The sequence below is a fragment of the Streptomyces sp. NPDC056128 genome (assembly GCF_042263835.1).
Lineage (GTDB): Bacteria > Actinomycetota > Actinomycetes > Streptomycetales > Streptomycetaceae > Streptomyces.
In genome coordinates, this window is sequence record NZ_JBHJVQ010000021.1 from 14450 (window position 1) to 30573 (window position 16124).

At 68.5% G+C, this 16124-nt stretch carries 12 protein-coding genes and 5 pseudogenes; 13 read left to right on the forward strand and 4 right to left on the reverse strand.

The window, feature by feature from the left end:
- Window positions 1-122 precede the first annotated feature (122 nt).
- Window positions 123-262, reverse strand: a pseudogene (locus tag ACFC1X_RS28875) (GNAT family N-acetyltransferase); the annotation flags it as partial.
- 143 nt (window positions 263-405) lie between these two features.
- Here ACFC1X_RS28875 and ACFC1X_RS28880 point away from each other — a divergent pair.
- Entirely contained in the window at window positions 406-1038 is a 633-nt protein-coding gene (locus tag ACFC1X_RS28880) for a TetR/AcrR family transcriptional regulator (RefSeq protein WP_376358815.1), read from the forward strand.
- Window positions 1035-1502: a Dabb family protein gene (locus ACFC1X_RS28885; RefSeq protein ID WP_376358818.1), complete on the forward strand. Its 468-nt coding sequence runs from the start codon at window positions 1035-1037 to the stop codon at window positions 1500-1502. The genes ACFC1X_RS28880 and ACFC1X_RS28885 overlap by 4 nt, the downstream gene beginning before the upstream one ends.
- A 710-nt stretch (window positions 1503-2212) precedes the next feature.
- Here the strand turns inward: ACFC1X_RS28885 and ACFC1X_RS28890 are convergent.
- Window positions 2213-2416: pseudogene (locus ACFC1X_RS28890) on the reverse strand (5,10-methylene tetrahydromethanopterin reductase); the annotation flags it as partial.
- A gap of 411 nt (window positions 2417-2827) precedes the next feature.
- Complete coding sequence (locus tag ACFC1X_RS28895) at window positions 2828-3283, reverse strand: VOC family protein (protein ID WP_376358821.1); 456 nt, start codon at window positions 3281-3283, stop codon at window positions 2828-2830.
- Between the two features lie 199 nt (window positions 3284-3482).
- Here ACFC1X_RS28895 and ACFC1X_RS28900 point away from each other — a divergent pair, with 199 nt between their 5' ends.
- The 11 genes and pseudogenes from ACFC1X_RS28900 to ACFC1X_RS28950 all read left to right on the forward strand — a co-directional run bounded on the left by ACFC1X_RS28900 (window position 3483) and on the right by ACFC1X_RS28950 (window position 15125).
- Entirely contained in the window at window positions 3483-4235 is a 753-nt protein-coding gene (locus tag ACFC1X_RS28900) for a flavodoxin family protein (protein ID WP_376358823.1), read from the forward strand.
- Between the two features lie 122 nt (window positions 4236-4357).
- Window positions 4358-5260: a DUF5996 family protein gene (locus tag ACFC1X_RS28905; RefSeq protein ID WP_376358825.1), complete on the forward strand. Its 903-nt coding sequence runs from the start codon at window positions 4358-4360 to the stop codon at window positions 5258-5260.
- A 732-nt stretch (window positions 5261-5992) separates the two neighbouring features.
- A pseudogene (locus tag ACFC1X_RS28910) lies at window positions 5993-6191 on the forward strand (SDR family oxidoreductase); the annotation flags it as partial.
- 161 nt (window positions 6192-6352) lie between these two features.
- Window positions 6353-7333: a zinc-binding dehydrogenase gene (locus ACFC1X_RS28915; protein WP_376358828.1), complete on the forward strand. Its 981-nt coding sequence runs from the start codon at window positions 6353-6355 to the stop codon at window positions 7331-7333.
- A 242-nt stretch (window positions 7334-7575) separates the two neighbouring features.
- Window positions 7576-7956: a hypothetical protein gene (locus ACFC1X_RS28920; RefSeq protein WP_376358831.1), complete on the forward strand. Its 381-nt coding sequence runs from the start codon at window positions 7576-7578 to the stop codon at window positions 7954-7956.
- A 582-nt stretch (window positions 7957-8538) separates the two neighbouring features.
- Window positions 8539-9813 carry an FAD-binding oxidoreductase gene (locus ACFC1X_RS28925; protein WP_376358834.1) on the forward strand — a complete coding sequence of 425 codons (1275 nt, stop codon included), beginning with the start codon at window positions 8539-8541 and terminating at the stop codon, window positions 9811-9813.
- A 127-nt stretch (window positions 9814-9940) separates the two neighbouring features.
- Window positions 9941-10636: a flavodoxin gene (locus ACFC1X_RS28930; RefSeq protein WP_376358836.1), complete on the forward strand. Its 696-nt coding sequence runs from the start codon at window positions 9941-9943 to the stop codon at window positions 10634-10636.
- Window positions 10590-12232, forward strand: a pseudogene (locus tag ACFC1X_RS28935) (MFS transporter). The gene ACFC1X_RS28930 and the pseudogene ACFC1X_RS28935 overlap by 47 nt, the downstream one beginning before the upstream one ends.
- Window positions 12233-12300: 68 nt before the next feature.
- Entirely contained in the window at window positions 12301-13335 is a 1035-nt protein-coding gene (locus ACFC1X_RS28940; RefSeq protein WP_376358839.1) for a zinc-binding dehydrogenase, read from the forward strand.
- 334 nt (window positions 13336-13669) lie between these two features.
- Entirely contained in the window at window positions 13670-14584 is a 915-nt protein-coding gene (locus ACFC1X_RS28945) for an FAD:protein FMN transferase (RefSeq protein WP_376358841.1), read from the forward strand.
- Window positions 14585-14618: 34 nt separating this feature from the next.
- Entirely contained in the window at window positions 14619-15125 is a 507-nt protein-coding gene (locus ACFC1X_RS28950; RefSeq protein WP_376358844.1) for a hypothetical protein, read from the forward strand.
- A 342-nt stretch (window positions 15126-15467) separates the two neighbouring features.
- Here ACFC1X_RS28950 and ACFC1X_RS28955 read toward each other — a convergent pair.
- Window positions 15468-16078, reverse strand: a pseudogene (locus ACFC1X_RS28955) (XdhC family protein); the annotation flags it as partial.
- Window positions 16079-16124 lie beyond the last annotated feature (46 nt).

The following is a 16124-nucleotide window of genomic DNA, read 5'->3' on the forward strand; positions in this document are numbered from 1 at the left end:
CACGCGCACCAACCAATCGGTGGATTCGCTGCCCAGCAGTTTCCCTGACTGTATTCCGTGTCGGTCAACGCGCTGGCGCGGAACGTCCCACGGTGGCGTGATCTGCGGATTTGCAGGAGCTCCGCCTTACCGCCGAGATCGGCCGGAGTGGCAGGGTCGACCGGGACGAAGCCGGCCTTGGCCAAGACTCTCTGGGGCGCGGCGTTGTCGTTGAGGTGGCCTCACGCCGTGTGCGCAGGCCGTGCCTCGCCGTCGCCAGCCGAGTACGGGGCCGTCTGGGAAGTCACTACCTCAATGAGATCGACCGGCGCTTCAAGTCCCGCTGACGCCTCTGGCCCTTGACAGGTTCGGGAACACCCAGGAAGCTAACAACGTTAGATTTTCTAACGCCGTTAGGAGTTCGTGTTGGGGAAGCGCGAAGAGGTACGTCAGCGGACGTTCGCCGAGATCCTGGAGGCAGCGGGCCGGATGGCCGAGGCCGAGGGCTGGCGGGCGGTGACCATCCGGCGGATCGCTGCCGAGATCGGCTACAGCGCGCCTGTGATCTACCAGCACTTTCCGAGCAAAGAGGCCGTACTGCACACGCTGCTGGAGCGGGTCAACGGTGAGTTGGTGCAGCGGATGCGGGCCGCGGTTGCCGGTGAACCGGCTTCCCAGGGACCGTACTTGGCGGCGGTCGCGTACCTGGAGTTCGCGCGGTCACGGCCCGGCCTGTACCAGCTCATGTCGGGCGCACCGGGAACGGACGTCGATGCCTCCACCCGCCGCGCCGCCGCGGGCGACGTGATCACCTTCACCAGGCAGCTCATAGGAGCGTGGTCGGCCGAGACCGCGGCCGATCCTGCCAGTGTCGAGGACGCCTGCGATCTGCTGTGGGGCACGCTGCACGGCCTCGCGTGCATCGGGTCGATCGAGGACGTCGGCTTCGACCGCGCCCTGCGCCTGGCCGACCAGGCGGTGACGGCACTGCTCAACTACTGGTCATCCTCGACCGCGAACCCCGAAGGCCACCCGCAGACCTCCAAGGGAGAGAAATGATCTACCACCACAACCGCTTCACCTTCAAAACGACCGTCACCGCCGAACAGCGCGAAGAGGCTCTTGCCAGCCTGCGCAACCAGGGCGAGTCGATCGATGCGGTCGCATGGTACGTCGTCGGCAGAGACATCGGCGGCGAGTTCGAGTACGGCGCCGTCTTCGTCCTCGAGGACCTCGACGGCTACTGGGAGTACCTGATGGCGCCCTCACACGCCCACACCGACCGGATCGGTCTGCCGCTGCTGGAGTCCTTCGTCTCCTACGACACCACCGACAGCGACGACCCCGACATCGCCCAGAAGATTGCCGACCTGCACGCGCGACGCTACGCCGGCGACCCGGCCCTCACCAAGCTGGTAGCCGACCTCCCCTCCTACACCGGCAGCAGCGCGCCGACCCCCACTAACCCTGCCAGCGCACACGAGCCCGCCGCGGGACCGAACCCCGTCCGCAACTCTGGCTGACAGAATGCACGGCGGTAATTCCTCCCAACCCACGGGCCGAGTAGCCGCCCGGAGAAGCCCCTCGAATCGCGCTCCAACCTCCCGGCAGACCTGAGGGAACAGGGCGTGAGACGGGCACGTCCGGGCACTTGACCGCCGCTGGCCGGGAAGGGCTGCGACACTTGGTCGGCCTCAGGTTCCGTCCAGCGGAGCACGGCCGCTGGACTGCCAGCCCTGTAGTCAGCGGGTGGCGCCACCTGATCCGCCTGCGGCGTGGGTGCCGCGACATGGCCGCCAAGCATTGCACCGCGAATCAGCTCGTCCTACGGATATGTGCAGCGGCACCCTGTGCATCCCCGGTGGCCGGACGCAGCACGGGCGGGCAGGCTGCCGATGTGTGCTGCTGGGGGCACGAGGGCTGATCCGGCTGCTTTGCCGAATATGCAGCCATCCTCGCGGGACTGATCGTTCTGGTTTCGGCGTCCTCGTCGCGCCTACCGCGCTCAGGCGGGTGGACAGGCCCGGTGGGACTGCCGGGTCGTGCTGCCACCTGGCAGTCGGCCACCGTGACGGCCGCTGCCTCAGGAGTCCAGTCTGCGGTAGATCAAGTGCGTGGCGGTGGCCAGCACGCTCTGTGCGGGGCTTCGAAGAAGAGGTCCTGCCGAGGCCACTGCCATGGAGGTGGTGCGAGGCCGCGGCCGGCCAAGAGCGAGAAGTCGACGCCCGGAATGGTCTTGAGCCGCCCTGAGCAGCGACTGATGGGTGGGGGCGCCGGGGACGCCGGCGAGCCGTTTGGCCGCGAATTCCTTGCGCGGGACGGGCATGACGTCTACGCCGAGGAGATCGAGTTGTTCCAGGACGGTCTTCAGGGGTAGCCCGGCGTGGTCCATCAGGAGCAACTGGCGCTGGTAGTCCCCGACGTATTCGCGAAGCTGAGGGTCTTTGTCGATCCCACCTCTTCGGCCTTCACGGCGATCTGCACGGTGTCATGGATGCGTTCCCATTCGGTGCGCTGGCCCTCTGTACGCTTCCGGCCGCCTCGGGCAGCCTCCACAAGCGCCGGAGCGGGCCCTCAGATGGCCGTATACGCCGCTACCCCCGGCGCGTGCGGCGAGGCCGGAATGTCCGGGGGGCGGGCGGACCTTCCCCAGAGCCACCTGCGCAGACACGCACCCGCCCCTCCATCCATCGGTACACACATCCGATACACACATCGGACGGGTCCGCACCTTTTACGGGGTACGTGAAAGGTGCAGACGTCCCGCGCCGAGCCGACGGGCCGTGCGCGTGCCGCGGCAGGTCCCGCCGACTTGAGAGCCACAGGCGGGTGATGGAGCAGGACGTCGTTACCGGTCAGCACCTGCGGGCGGGTCGGCGTAGACACCTTCCAGCATCCCGGTGGCCTGCCCCACCTCGATCAGGTAGCCGTCCGGGTCCCGCATGTAGCAACGCACCTCCGCCTTACGATCGATCGGCTCGGTCAGGAACCGCGCTCCCTTCGCGCTCGCGTCCGCATAGAAGGCGGCGATGTCGGCCACCCGGACGTTGAGGAAGCTGGACACCCTCGCCGGGTCGCCCGGCGGCTCCAGCGAGATGCCGGGCTTGTCGGGGGTGGGGCCGCCCCCGGGGTTCATGATGATCCAGCTGTTGGCGATCTTCACGATGGCCGGGTTCTCCTCCAGCACGATGTCACCGCCGAGGACGTCGGCGTAGAAGCGCCGGGAGACCGCCACGTCGCGGACGGTCAGGAAGTGAGTGAGGACCAGCCCCTGAACCGGGGCCGGGAGGTCTTTGTGCGTCATCGTCCATACCTCCTGAACGGAGTGTGGGGATCGGACGGACATGAGCCGAGTGCCCGCCTCCGGCCGCGCCCAGGCATCCCCGCACCCTGATCGCTTCGCCCTGGTGGGCGTGGCGGAGGCGGCAAACCCCCTGTGCCGACCTACGGTGCTGGTCGCGGCGCTCTCGAACTGCCCACCACGCACCCAAGGGGAACCGATCATGGCAGGACCCGGAACGGAAGCAGGCGCGAGGTCCACCGACGGGAACGGGCCCCGTTTCGACGGGCTGCGGGCACTGTTCATCAACGCCACCCTCAAACGGTCACCTGAGGTCAGCAACACCGGCGGCCTCATCGACCGCAGCGTGGGGATCATGCGGCACCACGGAGCGCAGGCCGACATCGTCCGGGCCGCCGACCACGACATTGCCACCGGCGTCTGGCCGGACATGACCGAGCACGGCGCCGCACGGGACGAGTGGCCCCAGCTCTACCGTCGCGTGATGGACGCGGACATCCTGGTCCTGTGCGGCCCCGTCTGGCTCGGTGACAACAGCTCCGTCATGAAGCAGGTCATCGAGCGCCTGTACGCCTGTTCCAGCATGCTCAACGACGCAGGTCAGTATGCCTACTACGGCCGGGTCGCCGGCTGCCTGATCACCGGCAACGAAGACGGCGCCAAGCACTGTGCCATGAACGTCCTCTACAGCCTGCAGCACCTGGGCTACACCATCCCGCCGCAGGCCGACGCGGCCTGGGTCGGAGAGGCCGGTCCTGGACCGTCCTATCTGGACGTCGGCTCCGGCGGGCCGGACAATGAATTCACCAACCGCAACACCACATTCATGACATACAACCTGCTCCACCTGGCGGCGATGCTGCGCGCAGCCGGAGGCATCCCGCCCTATGGCAACCAGCGCACCGCATGGGACGCCGGCTGCCGCCCCGACTCCAGCAACCCGGAACACCGATAGCCGAAGCGGAGGTGGACGCCGTGAGTCTCCAGCACTCACCCACCGCATCCGAGTCCCCGCACCGCGCAGCGTGGCTCTCACTACGGGTGGCCGACTGGACCAAAACCCGTGACACCCTGCACATGTGGACACAGATCGTAGGCAAGCTGCGGCTGGCCCACGCCCCAATGGTCAACCACTGGTGGCAGGTGACCCTCTACGTCACCCCGAGGGGCCTGACGACCAGCTCAGTGCCCTACGGCGACGGCGCCTTCGATGCGGAGTTCGACTTCGTGGAGCACCGGCTCGTCATCCGCAGCAGCAACGGCGCGAGCCGCGAAGTTGCTCTGAAGCCCAAGTCGGTCGCGGCCTTCTACACCGAGACCATGCAAGCCCTGAACGCGCTGGGCATCGAAGCTGCCTTCCAGCGGCGGCCCAACGAGGTGGAACCCTCCATCCCGTTCGCCGAGGACGAGCAGCACTGCTCCTACGACGCGACGGCAGCACACCTCTTCTGGCGCCAACTGCTACAGGCCAACCGCGTCCTGGGCCGCTTCCGCGCGGAGTTCGTGGGCAAGGTCAGCCCCGTTCACTTCTTCTGGGGCGCCATGGACCTGGCATGCACCCGCTTCTCCGGCCGCTCGGCTCCCTCTCATCCGGGCGGCGCCCCGAACTGCGGCGACTGGGTGATGGTGGAGGGCTACTCACGCGAACTCTCCAGCTGCGGATTCTGGCCCGGCGGCGGCGACGAGGGCGCCTTCTACGCCTACGCATACCCCGAGCCGGACGGTTTCGCCGCACACCCGGTGCGCCCCGACGGCGCCTACTACAGCACCGAGAACGGACAGTTCCTGCTGCCGTACGAGACCGTGCGCACCGCGCGCGATCCCGATCACGCACTGACGGAGTTCTTGCACAGCACCTACGAGGCTGCTGCCGAGCACGGCAACTGGGACCGCGCCACACTGGAGAGTGATCCCCGCCGCTGGGACCGAACTGCACTACGAGCAGAGCCGGGCTCAGGAACCAGCCGGGTGCCAGGCTGAGAGCAGGCTGAGTCCGATTGGCAAGGACGGTCCGCTCGGCGCGAACAGGCCAGTTGGCGCAGGGCCGGTGACTCGAATGAAGTCGACCGTGCCTTCGGAGAACACCGCGCTGGTGAGGGTCTCCTCCGTCGAAGGTGACGGCAGTGAAGTCGAAGTCGTGGCCATGCCAGGAGTGCGGGTGCTTGGCCGGTAGGCGGAGGTGCTTGCCGATGAGACGGATGACGGTATGCCGAACTTCCCGCAGGGCCAGGTGGTTGTGCCAGGCCTCGGTGTCACCAGCCGGGAGATCAATCTCGGTGCTGTGGGGCAGGCGGAGATACGCGCACAGCACGTCGATGCAGGCTTGGCGAAGATCGCGGGTGGGGCGTCGTCGGCGAGGCCAGCCAGGCCGTGTACGCCACCCAGACGGACCGCGGCTGAATCCTCGCCGAGCTGGGAGATGGCAGTGGTGAAGCGCTCGGTATGCAGTCGGGTGGACTCGCGCAGGGTGCCGTCCTCGTCGACGCGCTGGCGCCGATTCTCCGTAGTCTGCTCGGCGTGCGACGGCTGTGCGGATGAAGGTCGCCACGTCGTCTCCGGATCGGCAGCGCGAGGACGTGCTGACCGTCGCCGAGTCTGTCGGGGGGACATCAACGGTGGGCCGACGGCCTACGTTGCTCACGGAGCTAGCGCTGTGCGGTCGGTGCCAGGACCGTCTCTACTCGCGAAGGACTGCCGGCCTGCGCCTTTGATAACGCGGTGGCGCCGGGCCCGATGTGGACGCCGCTGATCCCGGCGACCCTGCCGGGCACGCAGACGTTCGGCAAGCAGGCCCCCATCGAACGCCCGCGCAGCCCGCCGAGATGGCCCGACGTATGTCTTCCTTGCCTCGCAGCACGCGTCGTACATCACAACCGAGATCGTCAACGCGACAGGCGGGACGCTGTTGCCGTACACCGAGTCCCACTCGATGCGCGCATGTCTCCGTTGTGCCCGGTTGGCGGTCCCAGCCAGCTCCTGGTCCTCGGCGAAACGCCGCAGTCAGCTTGACCTCAAGTTAAGTTGACGTTGCACGGTGGGTGTACTACTGCAGATCTACCGGGAGGAACGGCTATGCGCGCCGTTGTACTGCACGAGTTCGGACCCGCTGAGAACCTCCGCTATGAGAGCGTGCCCGATCCCGTGCCGGGCCCGGGTGAGGTTCTCCTGCTTGTGAAGGCCGCGGGGGTCCATCAGATCGAGACGGCTATGCGGGAAGGGCTGGAGATCGGTCCGCCGCTCCCCGGCCTTCCGGCGATTTTCGGGGGAGAGGTGGCCGGCGTCGTCAAGGCGGTCGGGTCGGCGGTGGACGAGTCCTGGATCGGCGCCGACGTGGTGACCGCGCACGGCAGGCCCGGGGGCTACGCCGAGCTCGCCGTCGCCGACGTGTCGTCCCTACACCGGATTCCCGCCGGACTGGGGCACGAGGCCGCGGTCACGATGGTCGTCACAGGCGCAACGACCATAGGCCTGCTCGACATCGCAGAACTCACCTCCGGCGACGTGGTCCTGGTCACCTCCGCGGCCGGTGGCATCGGCCGTCTGGTCGTCCAGTTCGCCGGCCGTCTCGGCGCCACGGTCATCGGAGCGGCCGGGGGAGCGGCCAAGATCGCGGCCGTGCGCGAGCTGGGAGCGGACATCGCTGTCGACTACAACCTGCCGGACTGGGCGGGTACCGTCCGCGATGCCTTGGGTGGGCGCGGCGTCACGGTCGTTGTGGACGGTGTCGAGGGCGACAAGGGACGGGCCGCCTTCGGGCTGCTGGCCGAAGGGGGCCGGTACATCACCATCGGAGCTGCCTCGCGGGAGGAGTTCCGTCCCGATGAGGCTGAGTTGAAGGAGCGCGGCGTGCACTTCACCGACGCACTGGCCCTGTTGCTGGAGGGCCAGGACGCGGCGGCCGACGAGGCCCGCGCGCTGGCGGCGGCCGCCGAGGCAAGCCTGGTGCCCGCCTTCCAGACCTTCCCCCTGTCGCAGGCGGCTGCGGCGCACGCCGCTCTGGAGGCGAGGGCAACAACAGGCAAGGTCGTCCTGGTCCCTGACGTACAGGAATGAGATACGGCCGGCGTTGGTCCAGGACCTACGGCCCCCTGCAGATTCCCACCCGCTGCGCACTGCCACGGGGGCAGCCCCTCACTAGCAGACAAAGACAGGCCCTGGACTCGTTCCGGGGGGCCCTGTCGCAGCCCTGTTGCACGTACCCCCGCACAGCGCGGCCTGCCGCGACCCGAAGTTTCCCCGCAGACTGGGCCGCACATGCACGGCGAGTGATCGAGGAACAGGCGGGAGGAGGCGGCATGGCGCGCGACCGTAAGCAGTTGCTCGTGCTGGTCCTGGCCGTCCTTCTGGTGGCGTTGCCGTTCATCGGTGCGCTCACTCCCGGGCCCGCAGTTGCGTCGCCATCCGCCTCGGCGTCGTCCACCGTGCTGCTCGCCGAAGACGGTGCCGACGCGGTCGCGAACTGCGGCGAGGCTGAGAGGGGCGTCGCCCCGGACGCTTGGCCGACGGGCCGTGACCGTCTTCGCCCCGTCGCGGCACCGGACAAGACGGCATGTGCGGGCAGCATCCGAGGGAACACGCACACCGCGCTGTCGGCAGTCGACCTTCCTGCGCCGTACCTCATACCGAGAGCGGCATCAGCCGCCCCATCGGCGTCACTTCAAGTGTTCCGCTGCTGAGCACCGCCACGGCTGTGGTGGTCGGTACGCCGTCCATCCTCTGAAACACCGGCTTTCCACGGTGCTTGTGCCCGTGGCTCGGCCCGACGCGCCTGCTGTGCGAGGTCGGCCCGCACAGCCTTCTCGGCCTTGAAGCTCGGGACCGGTGGCGTAGCCCCGCTCCGCATCACGTTGCTGATCCGCGCCGTCCAGCCGGTATCCGCCCGTGGCGGCCACCGCAGGGAATGGCCGGCGTGGTTACGAACCTCTGCACCCTCCACGCATTCCGCCTCACGAAACCCGGGAAGAACCTCGATGACACAGATTTCGCAGCCGGCCCATGGTGAAGACCCCACCGGCGCGATCAGCCGTCGCAACCACAGGTCAGCGGTGCCGAAGTGGGACGGCGCGTGAAGCCGAAACACAAGCTGATCGTCCTGATCGTCGTGGCCGTGCTGGCCATGGCGGTTCTCTTCTACGTGAACCTGCAGCACGTCCGGGACACGGGTCCCCGCCGAGCCGTCGCGTCCGGCGAGGTCCAAGCGGTGGGAGGCGGTCCGTTCCCATCGGGTCGGTACGGTGTACCGAGGTGGAGTTACAGCGATGCTGCGTAAGGTCTTGTTCTGGAGCGTCGCGGTCGTCTTTCCGCTGCCGCTGGTGTTCACCTACGACTCCGTGGCCACGGAACCGGAACAGCTGCGGTTCTACATTTTCCTCGGTCTGGTCGCCTACAGCTGGTGGCTGCTGGCCATTGCGCTCAGCGTGCGGCCGCCGTGGCTGGACCGTCTGGTCGGGCTGCCGTCCATTTACGGGCTGCACGGGATGCTCGGCGTTCTGGCGATCTACGCCGCGTATCTCCACAGCGGGAACTCGTATGCGCCGAGCCGGTTGGCGCGGGATCTTGGGGACTGGAGTTTCTACGGGGCGCTGACCGTGCTCTGTTACTCGGTGTTCTTCATGAGTGGGTGGCTGACCGACCGGTCGAAGCTGCTGCTGTCGGTGAAGCGGATTCTGGAGACGGTCTTCCGGCATCAGCTCTCCGTGTGGATCCATCGCCTCAACCTGCTGATCGTGGTCATGATCTGCGTGCACACCCACCTTCTTCTCCGGGTGAACCAGCACCTGTGGTTCATGGCGCTCTTCGACCTGTACACCGTGGCGGTCCTGGGCCTGTACGTCTGGAAGAAGTGGATCGCGCCGGACACCTGTCTGACGGGCACCGTCACGGGCAATGAGGCGCGTGGCGATTCCACGCGCAAGGTGTCCGTGGCCCTGGCCGGCACGGCGGCCAGGCTGCAGCCGGGCGATTCCCTGTTCCTCCGCTTCGAGGGGACCACGGAGGTGAGCCGGGAGTGGCACCCCTTCTCCGTGACCAACGACAACCAGGAGAACGTGACCTTCACGATCAGCCAGCACGGCGACTTCACCCGACGCCTCGGACGGGTCGAGCCGGGAACCCTGGTGCGTCTGGAAGGGCCCTTCGGCCGGTTCGAGTCGATCGTCCAGACCCGGGATCCGGGTGCTCCGCTCGTCCTGCTGGGCATGGGCGCGGGCGTCGCGCCGCTGCTCAGCCTCACGGCGGCGCATCACACCACGCGCGACATCCACCTGCTGTGGGCGGTGCGCAAGCCGCAGGACGCGTACTACCTGGACGAGCTTGAGAAGTACCAGGCGGCTTCCGGCGGCCGATTGCAAGTCACCGCGAAGGTCGGGCGTTTCCGGCGTGAGGATCTGACCGGCGTCCTTGGCGCCGAGGAGGTCGCGAAGGGGCAGTTCTTCATCGTGGGCCCGAATCCCGCCGTGATCGCGAGCCGGCGTCTCCTGCGGCGTATCGGCGTCGGCACGCGCCGCATCCACGACGAGCGCCTGACCATGTAGCCGCCATTGTTCCGCCGGTGTTCCCTCCGGCCTCCGGCATACCCGTCGCTCAACCCCTGACGATCGCCCGGGACGTCCCTTTGTGCTGCCCCGGGAAAATACATCCACACGACACGGAGTACCTGACATGACGAACACGACACGCACGCGCCGCAGTTTCCTCGGACTCGGTGCCGCCCTCCTCGCCGGGGCAGGTGCTGCGGGCTGCTCGACTCTGGGCATCGGTGATTCCTCGACCGCTTCGGGGCCGGCCAAGGCACCGAAGCCGATCGACAAGTCCCGCACCCTCGTCACGTATTTCTCGATGCCCGAGACGGACGACCCGGACGGCATGTCGGAGGACGAGGCGAACAGTACGCACGTGGTCGACGGCAAGGTTCTCGGGAATACGCAGTACGTCGCACAACTCATCGCGCAGCGCACCGGATCGGAGCTGTTCCGTATCGAGACCGCGAAGCCCCTTCCCCGCAATCACGATGAGCTCGAAGACATCGCTCTCGCTTGGCAGGAGGCCGAAGAGCGGCCGAAGTTGAAGTCAAGGATCGACAACTTGCAGGGCTATGACACCGTGTTCGTCGGATACCCGATCTGGTGGTACGAGATGCCGATGCCGATCCACACGTTCCTGGAAGAGAACGACTTCACGGGCAAGACCGTCATCCTGTTCACCACGCACGGAGGGAACGGGCTGTCGGGAACCGTGGAGACCGTCACCGAGAAGCTCCCCGAGGCCACGGTGATCAGCAACGGATTCACGGTCTCGCGTGACGACATGGATGACGCCCCGGGTGAGGTCCGCGAGTGGCTGGAGAGCATCAGCTGAGGCGTCTCCCGCAGCCGGATGCGGAGGCCGGGAACGAAGGGGGCCCTGTCACACCCCTGCTGACGGCTCCCCGGCGGCACTCGGCCTGCCTGCCGCGGGCGTGAAGCGCGAAGGTGGATGGCGTCATCATCCCCGACCGCTCGCCGAGCAGGAGCATCACCTCGTGCCCACCACCGCCATCACGCCGCTCGGCGCGGGCCAGAACACAGCGCCGCGTCGTCGCCCCGGCGCCGCGGCCCTCGGAGCCGCGCTGCTCGGGTTCTTCGTCATCACCCTGGACGCGCTCGTCGTCAACGTCGCTCTGCCCTCGATCCGGGACAGCCTGGGCGGCGGCATCACCGGACTGCAGTGGGTCGTGGACGGCTACACGCTGATGTTCGCCGCGCTGCTCCTCTCGGCCGGATCCTTGACCGACCGGCTCGGCGCGAGGCGCACCTTCGGCGTCGGGATGGCGGTGTTCGCCGTCGCGTCCGCCGCCTGTGCTCTCGCACCGAACCTGGGCCTGCTCATCGGCGCCCGCCTCGTACAGGGCGCCGGGGCCGCGGTGATCGTGCCGTCCTCCCTCGCCCTGATCCGCGAGGCGTTCCCCGACGCGGGACGCCGGCCAAGGCGATCTCGCTCTGGGCGCTCGGCGGTTCCGCCGGCTCGGCCGCGGGCCCGGTCGCCGGCGGGTTCCTCAGCCAGATCGACTGGCGGCTGATCTTCTTCATCAACCTGCCCGTCGGCGTGATCGCCCTCCTCCTGCTCGCCCACACCCGACCCTCTCAGTGGCGCAAGCAGGCCGGGTTCGACTGGACCGGGCAGCTGTCCGCCGTCATCGCCATGGGCTCGGTGACCTTCGCCGCGATCGAGACCGGCGCGGCCGGCTTCACCGCCCCCCACGTGCTGTTCTCCTACGTGCTCGCGGTGCTCGCGGCCGTGGTGTTCGTTCTGGCGCAGGCCCGCGGCAAACACCCCATGGTGCCGCTGGCCCTGCTGCGCTCGCGCACCATGGCGCTGGCGTCCGGGATCGGCTTCACGCTGAACGTCGGCTTCTACGGGATGATTTTCCTGCTCAGTCTGTACCTCCAGCAGGCGAAGGGCATGACGGCCCTGGCCACCGGCCTCGCGTTCGTACCGATGACGGTGTTCACCGCGTTCGTCAGCCCGACCGCCGCCTGGTTCGCCGCCCGCTTCGGCCCTCGGATGCCCGTCATCACCGGACAGGCGGCGATGGTCGTGGGCCTCGTCCTGCTCGCCCTCGTCCCGTCGTCGGCCCCCACGGGGCTGATGGTCGTGCTGATGATGCCGGTCGGAGCCGGTGGCTCACTGGCCGTACCCGCGCTGACCTCACTGCTGCTCGACCAGGTCCCCGCCGAACGGGCCGGCACCGCCAGCGGCGTGCTCAACACATCGCGGCAGGTCGGCGGCGCTCTCGCCGTCGCCGTCTTCGGCGCTCTGGTCGCCGACCGCGCGCAGTTCACCGAAGGACTGCACATCAGCCTCGCCATCGCCGCACTCGCGGTGCTGATCACCACCGCGGCGAGCTTCCTGCTCAGGCCCTCTGCCCCGCACACCGCCGCGCTCGACGTGGGCACCGTCGGCACCCGTGCCTGAGTGAACTGTGGGCCACATCCGGCCCGCTTCCCGTTCTCCTTCCCACCCCATGAATTTCAGGAGCACACATGCGCGCAGCAGTCATGTACGGAGCCGGCGACGTCCGCATCGACGACCGGCCCGACCCTAAGATCCACCAGCCCACCGACGCTGTCGTACGCACCGTCCTGTCCTGTGTCTGCGGAAGCGACCTGTGGCCGTACGCGTCCATGCCCGCCTCCGACACCGGCCGCCCTATGGGCCACGAGTTTCTCGGCGTGGTCGAGGAGACCGGCTCCGACGTCTCCCACCTCAAGCCAGGCGAACTGGTGGTCACGCCGTTCACCTATTGCGACAACACCTGCGACTACTGCCGGATGGGCCTGCACTCCTCGTGCCGCAACGGCGGGCGGTACGGCATGGACGGAGTGGACGGCGGACAGGGCGAGGCCGTACGCGTCCCGCAGGCCGACGGCACCCTTGTGAAGCTGCCCGTGGCCGCCGACTCCGAGCTGCTGACCTCGCTGCTGGCACTGTCCGACGTCATGGGCACCGGGCACCACGGCGCCGTCACCGCAGGAGTCCGTCGCGGCGACCGCGTCCTGGTCATCGGTGACGGTGCGGTCGGCCTCTGTGCCGTGATCGCCGCGAAGCGGCTGGGCGCCGAGCAGATCGTGCTCATGGGCCGGCACACCGACCGTACCGACCTGGGCAGGGAGTTCGGGGCTACCGACGTCGTCGCCGAACGCGGGGACGAAGGCGCCGCCCGCGTCCGCGACCTGACTGCGGGAGACGGCGTCGACCGCGTCATCGAGGCGGTCGGCGCCCGCCAGACCCTCGACACCGCCTTCGGGGCGGTATGCGACGGCGGCACGATCAGCCGCCTCGGCATGCCCCAGTACGAGGAAGGCCCGGTGGGCGGCAGCATGATCATGCGGAACATCACCCTGACCGGCGGCGTCTCCCCGGCCCGCGCCTACATCGAGGAACTGCTGCCCGACGTCCTGTCCGGCGCCATCGAGCCCGGCCGCGTCTTCGATCACACCGTCACCCTCGACGACGTGCCCGGCTCCTACCGGGACATGGCGGACCGCCGGGTCCTCAAGGCCCTCATCCGATTCTGAGGACGGCACCGGGCCCTGTCACCGCGCGCGAGGTGACCTTGCTGGGTCTCAGCTAGCGGGAAGCCTCGGCCTTGATCTTGGCCAGGGCGTCGTTGAAACCGTCCGGGGTCGCGTGCGGAGCGACCTCGACCTACGTGATGACGCCTTGGTCCAGGGCACGCCGATCGGGGGTGTGACAGGGCCCCCTTCTTGCCTGGTAGGCGGGTCACGTGCGTGCAAACGTGCAGCTAGGAGCCCATCAGCCGACCCTCGCCCGGTTCACCGGCGCAGCTGTGCCGGGCCTTGGACGCACAACGGGTGAGGGCCTGCGGCAACCCAGGCGGGAGGAGGAACGATGAGCCCGGCAGAGACCACCAGCAGGTTCGACTTCGACGCGATCGGCACACAGTGGCAGATCGAGACCGGGGCACCGCTGGACCAGGAACTGCGGCAGCACATCCTCGACCGGACCGAACGGTTCGACGCCACCTACTCCCGCTTCCGGCCCGACTCCCTCGTGTCCCGGATCGCTTCGGCACCCGCAGGCGGCCGGTTCGCGTTCCCGGACGACTCGCTCGCCCTGTTCGACTTCTACGACCGTCTGTACGACGCCACCGACGGCGCGATGGACCCGCTGGTGGGCAGGGATCTGGAGCTGCTCGGCTACGACGCCGCGTACACGCTGCGTCCCGCGCCCGGGCCAGTGCGCGCCGAGCACGCCCGCGATCGGCCGGACTGGGCGGCCGACGTCGAGCGGGACGGGCCGTGTGTCCTCACCCGGCGCCCCGTGGTGATCGACGTGGGAGCGGTCGGCAAGGGCTACTTGGTCGATCTCGTGTCGGCCGTGCTCGACGAGGCCGGTCACACCGGCTTCGTGGTCGACGCGAGCGGCGACCTGCTCCACCGGGGTCCGCGCGCCACCCGGGTCGGGTTGGAGAACCCTTTCGATGCGCGTCAGGTGATCGGCGTGGCCGAGGTCCGCGATGGGGCCCTGTGCGCGTCCGGCGTCAACCGCCGTTCCTGGGGCGACGGACTGCACCATGTGCTGGACGCGCGCACCGCCGTGCCCGTCGAGCGGGTGGTCGCCACCTGGGTCGTGGCCGAGCAGGCGGCACTCGCCGACGGCCTGGCGACCGCGCTCTTCTTCACCGGGGCGGACCGGCTCGCACGGTCCTTCGACTTCACCTGCGTACGGGTGCGGTCCGACGGACGCGCCGAGATCTCACCGGACTTCCCGGGCGAGCTCTTCGGCCGACGAACAGCTCCTTAGACACGTCACGGAAGAAATGGGAAGCACACGCGACATGCCAGCCCTCAGAAGGACGTTCACGACCGCGTTGGTGGGTCTCTCCGCAACCGCAGCCATCGCCGGCTGCTCGTCCTCCGACACCGACAGCCCCGACGCACGTCAAACCAGTGCGAGTTCACCGCGCACTACGAACCCATCCGAAGCCTCACAGCCCGCGAGTTCTGCCCCTTCTGGCGATTCCAGCCCCTCCAGCTCCGCATCGCGCAGTGCCCCGTACTCGGACGGCGAGTACATCGTCGACGGCGAGTACGGCACTCGCGATTCGAGCATCGGCGTCCAGCTCACCCTTGCGGACGGTGAGATCACCGCTGTTGAGGTCACCCCGCACGCCACGGATGACACCTCCCGCGAGTTGCAGACCCGGTTCGCCGAGGCGGTGCCGCAGCTGGTGATCGGCCGGGACATCGACGACGTGCGCCTGGACCGCGTGGCGGGCAACAGCAATACGCCCCAGGGGTTCAACGACGCGCTCGAAGAGATCAAGGACCTGGCCGGGCGGTGACGACCGTACGCTCATGGAGGGCGCGCAGCACATCGAGACCTAATGACGAGCCGTTGCTGGTCTGGGTCGTTGTAGTCGAACCAGCTTGGGCGGACGAACGCGATCGCGGTCATCAGCGCGATGCGCGCCGGGGCGTCCAGCGGCGGCCCCTCCCGTACGTCCTGCGGAGGAGCGCCGCGCCGTCGTCGGCAGAACCTACCGGCCCTCGTACTCCTCGTCCGTGACCAGCCGGCCCCATTCGGTCGCGTCGCCGCCGTCGCCGTTCGTTTCGACCATCGCCAGGTGGATCATGTAGTGCTCGCGGGCCGCGCCGTGCCAGTGCCACTCGCCGGGCGGGGTGTGGAGCAGCGGAATGTCGAACTTGGCGTCGTGGATGAGGACACAGATGGCGGTGCGGGCGTCGACGGATGCCATGTCCAGGTAGCGGTGCGGCCAGTCCGCTACGACCTCGTCGGCGTGCGGGAAGCGGGCCGCCGTGGCGAAGCCCGGGCGGGCATCGCAGACCGTGACGCGGTAGCCGAGAAATGCCCCGGCCTGGCTCAGCGCGGCGGCGAAGTCGACAGCGCCGAAGATCAGCATGCGGGGACGCGGCGCGTTCACGTGAATGAGGAGCGAGAGGTGTTCAGGACACGTGGCGGAGTCTCCGCCGATGTCGACGAGCCCGGTGCGGCCCGCCGCGAGGTGCGCGCATCGGCGAAGGCGTCGTCGTCGGAGTAGCCGAATCGGGTACGGACCGGGCCGCTTCCTTCGTCGAGGACCTGACGGCACAGCGCGTACGCGGCCCCCTCCACGCAGCCGCCGGACACGCTTCCGGCCGCGTGGCCGTCGGCGTTCACCGCGAGGGAGGTGCCGACGGGCAGGGGCGTGCTGCCGGTGACCTGGACGACGGTCGCGAGGGCGAAGGGGTGGGATTCGAGACACCAGGTGTGCAGGGTGTCCGCGATGTTCAGCATGGCGGCTCTCCAGGCGGGTAGGGCAGGGGCCGACCGGGCAGTCGGG

Bases quoted from the DNA above. Each gene is read 5' to 3' on its own strand.
- ACFC1X_RS28915 (WP_376358828.1), top strand. From the start codon at position 6,353: ATGCGCGCCGTTGTACTGCACGAGTTCGGACCCGCTGAGAACCTCCGC.
- ACFC1X_RS28925 (WP_376358834.1), top strand. From the start codon at position 8,539: ATGCTGCGTAAGGTCTTGTTCTGGAGCGTCGCGGTCGTCTTTCCGCTG.
- ACFC1X_RS28895 (WP_376358821.1), bottom strand. From the start codon at position 3,283: ATGACGCACAAAGACCTCCCGGCCCCGGTTCAGGGGCTGGTCCTCACT.
- ACFC1X_RS28905 (WP_376358825.1), top strand. From the start codon at position 4,358: ATGTGGACACAGATCGTAGGCAAGCTGCGGCTGGCCCACGCCCCAATG.
- ACFC1X_RS28920 (WP_376358831.1), top strand. From the start codon at position 7,576: ATGGCGCGCGACCGTAAGCAGTTGCTCGTGCTGGTCCTGGCCGTCCTT.
- ACFC1X_RS28930 (WP_376358836.1), top strand. From the start codon at position 9,941: ATGACGAACACGACACGCACGCGCCGCAGTTTCCTCGGACTCGGTGCC.
- ACFC1X_RS28885 (WP_376358818.1), top strand. From the start codon at position 1,035: ATGATCTACCACCACAACCGCTTCACCTTCAAAACGACCGTCACCGCC.
- ACFC1X_RS28900 (WP_376358823.1), top strand. From the start codon at position 3,483: ATGGCAGGACCCGGAACGGAAGCAGGCGCGAGGTCCACCGACGGGAAC.
- ACFC1X_RS28950 (WP_376358844.1), top strand. From the start codon at position 14,619: ATGCCAGCCCTCAGAAGGACGTTCACGACCGCGTTGGTGGGTCTCTCC.
- ACFC1X_RS28945 (WP_376358841.1), top strand. From the start codon at position 13,670: ATGAGCCCGGCAGAGACCACCAGCAGGTTCGACTTCGACGCGATCGGC.
- ACFC1X_RS28940 (WP_376358839.1), top strand. From the start codon at position 12,301: ATGCGCGCAGCAGTCATGTACGGAGCCGGCGACGTCCGCATCGACGAC.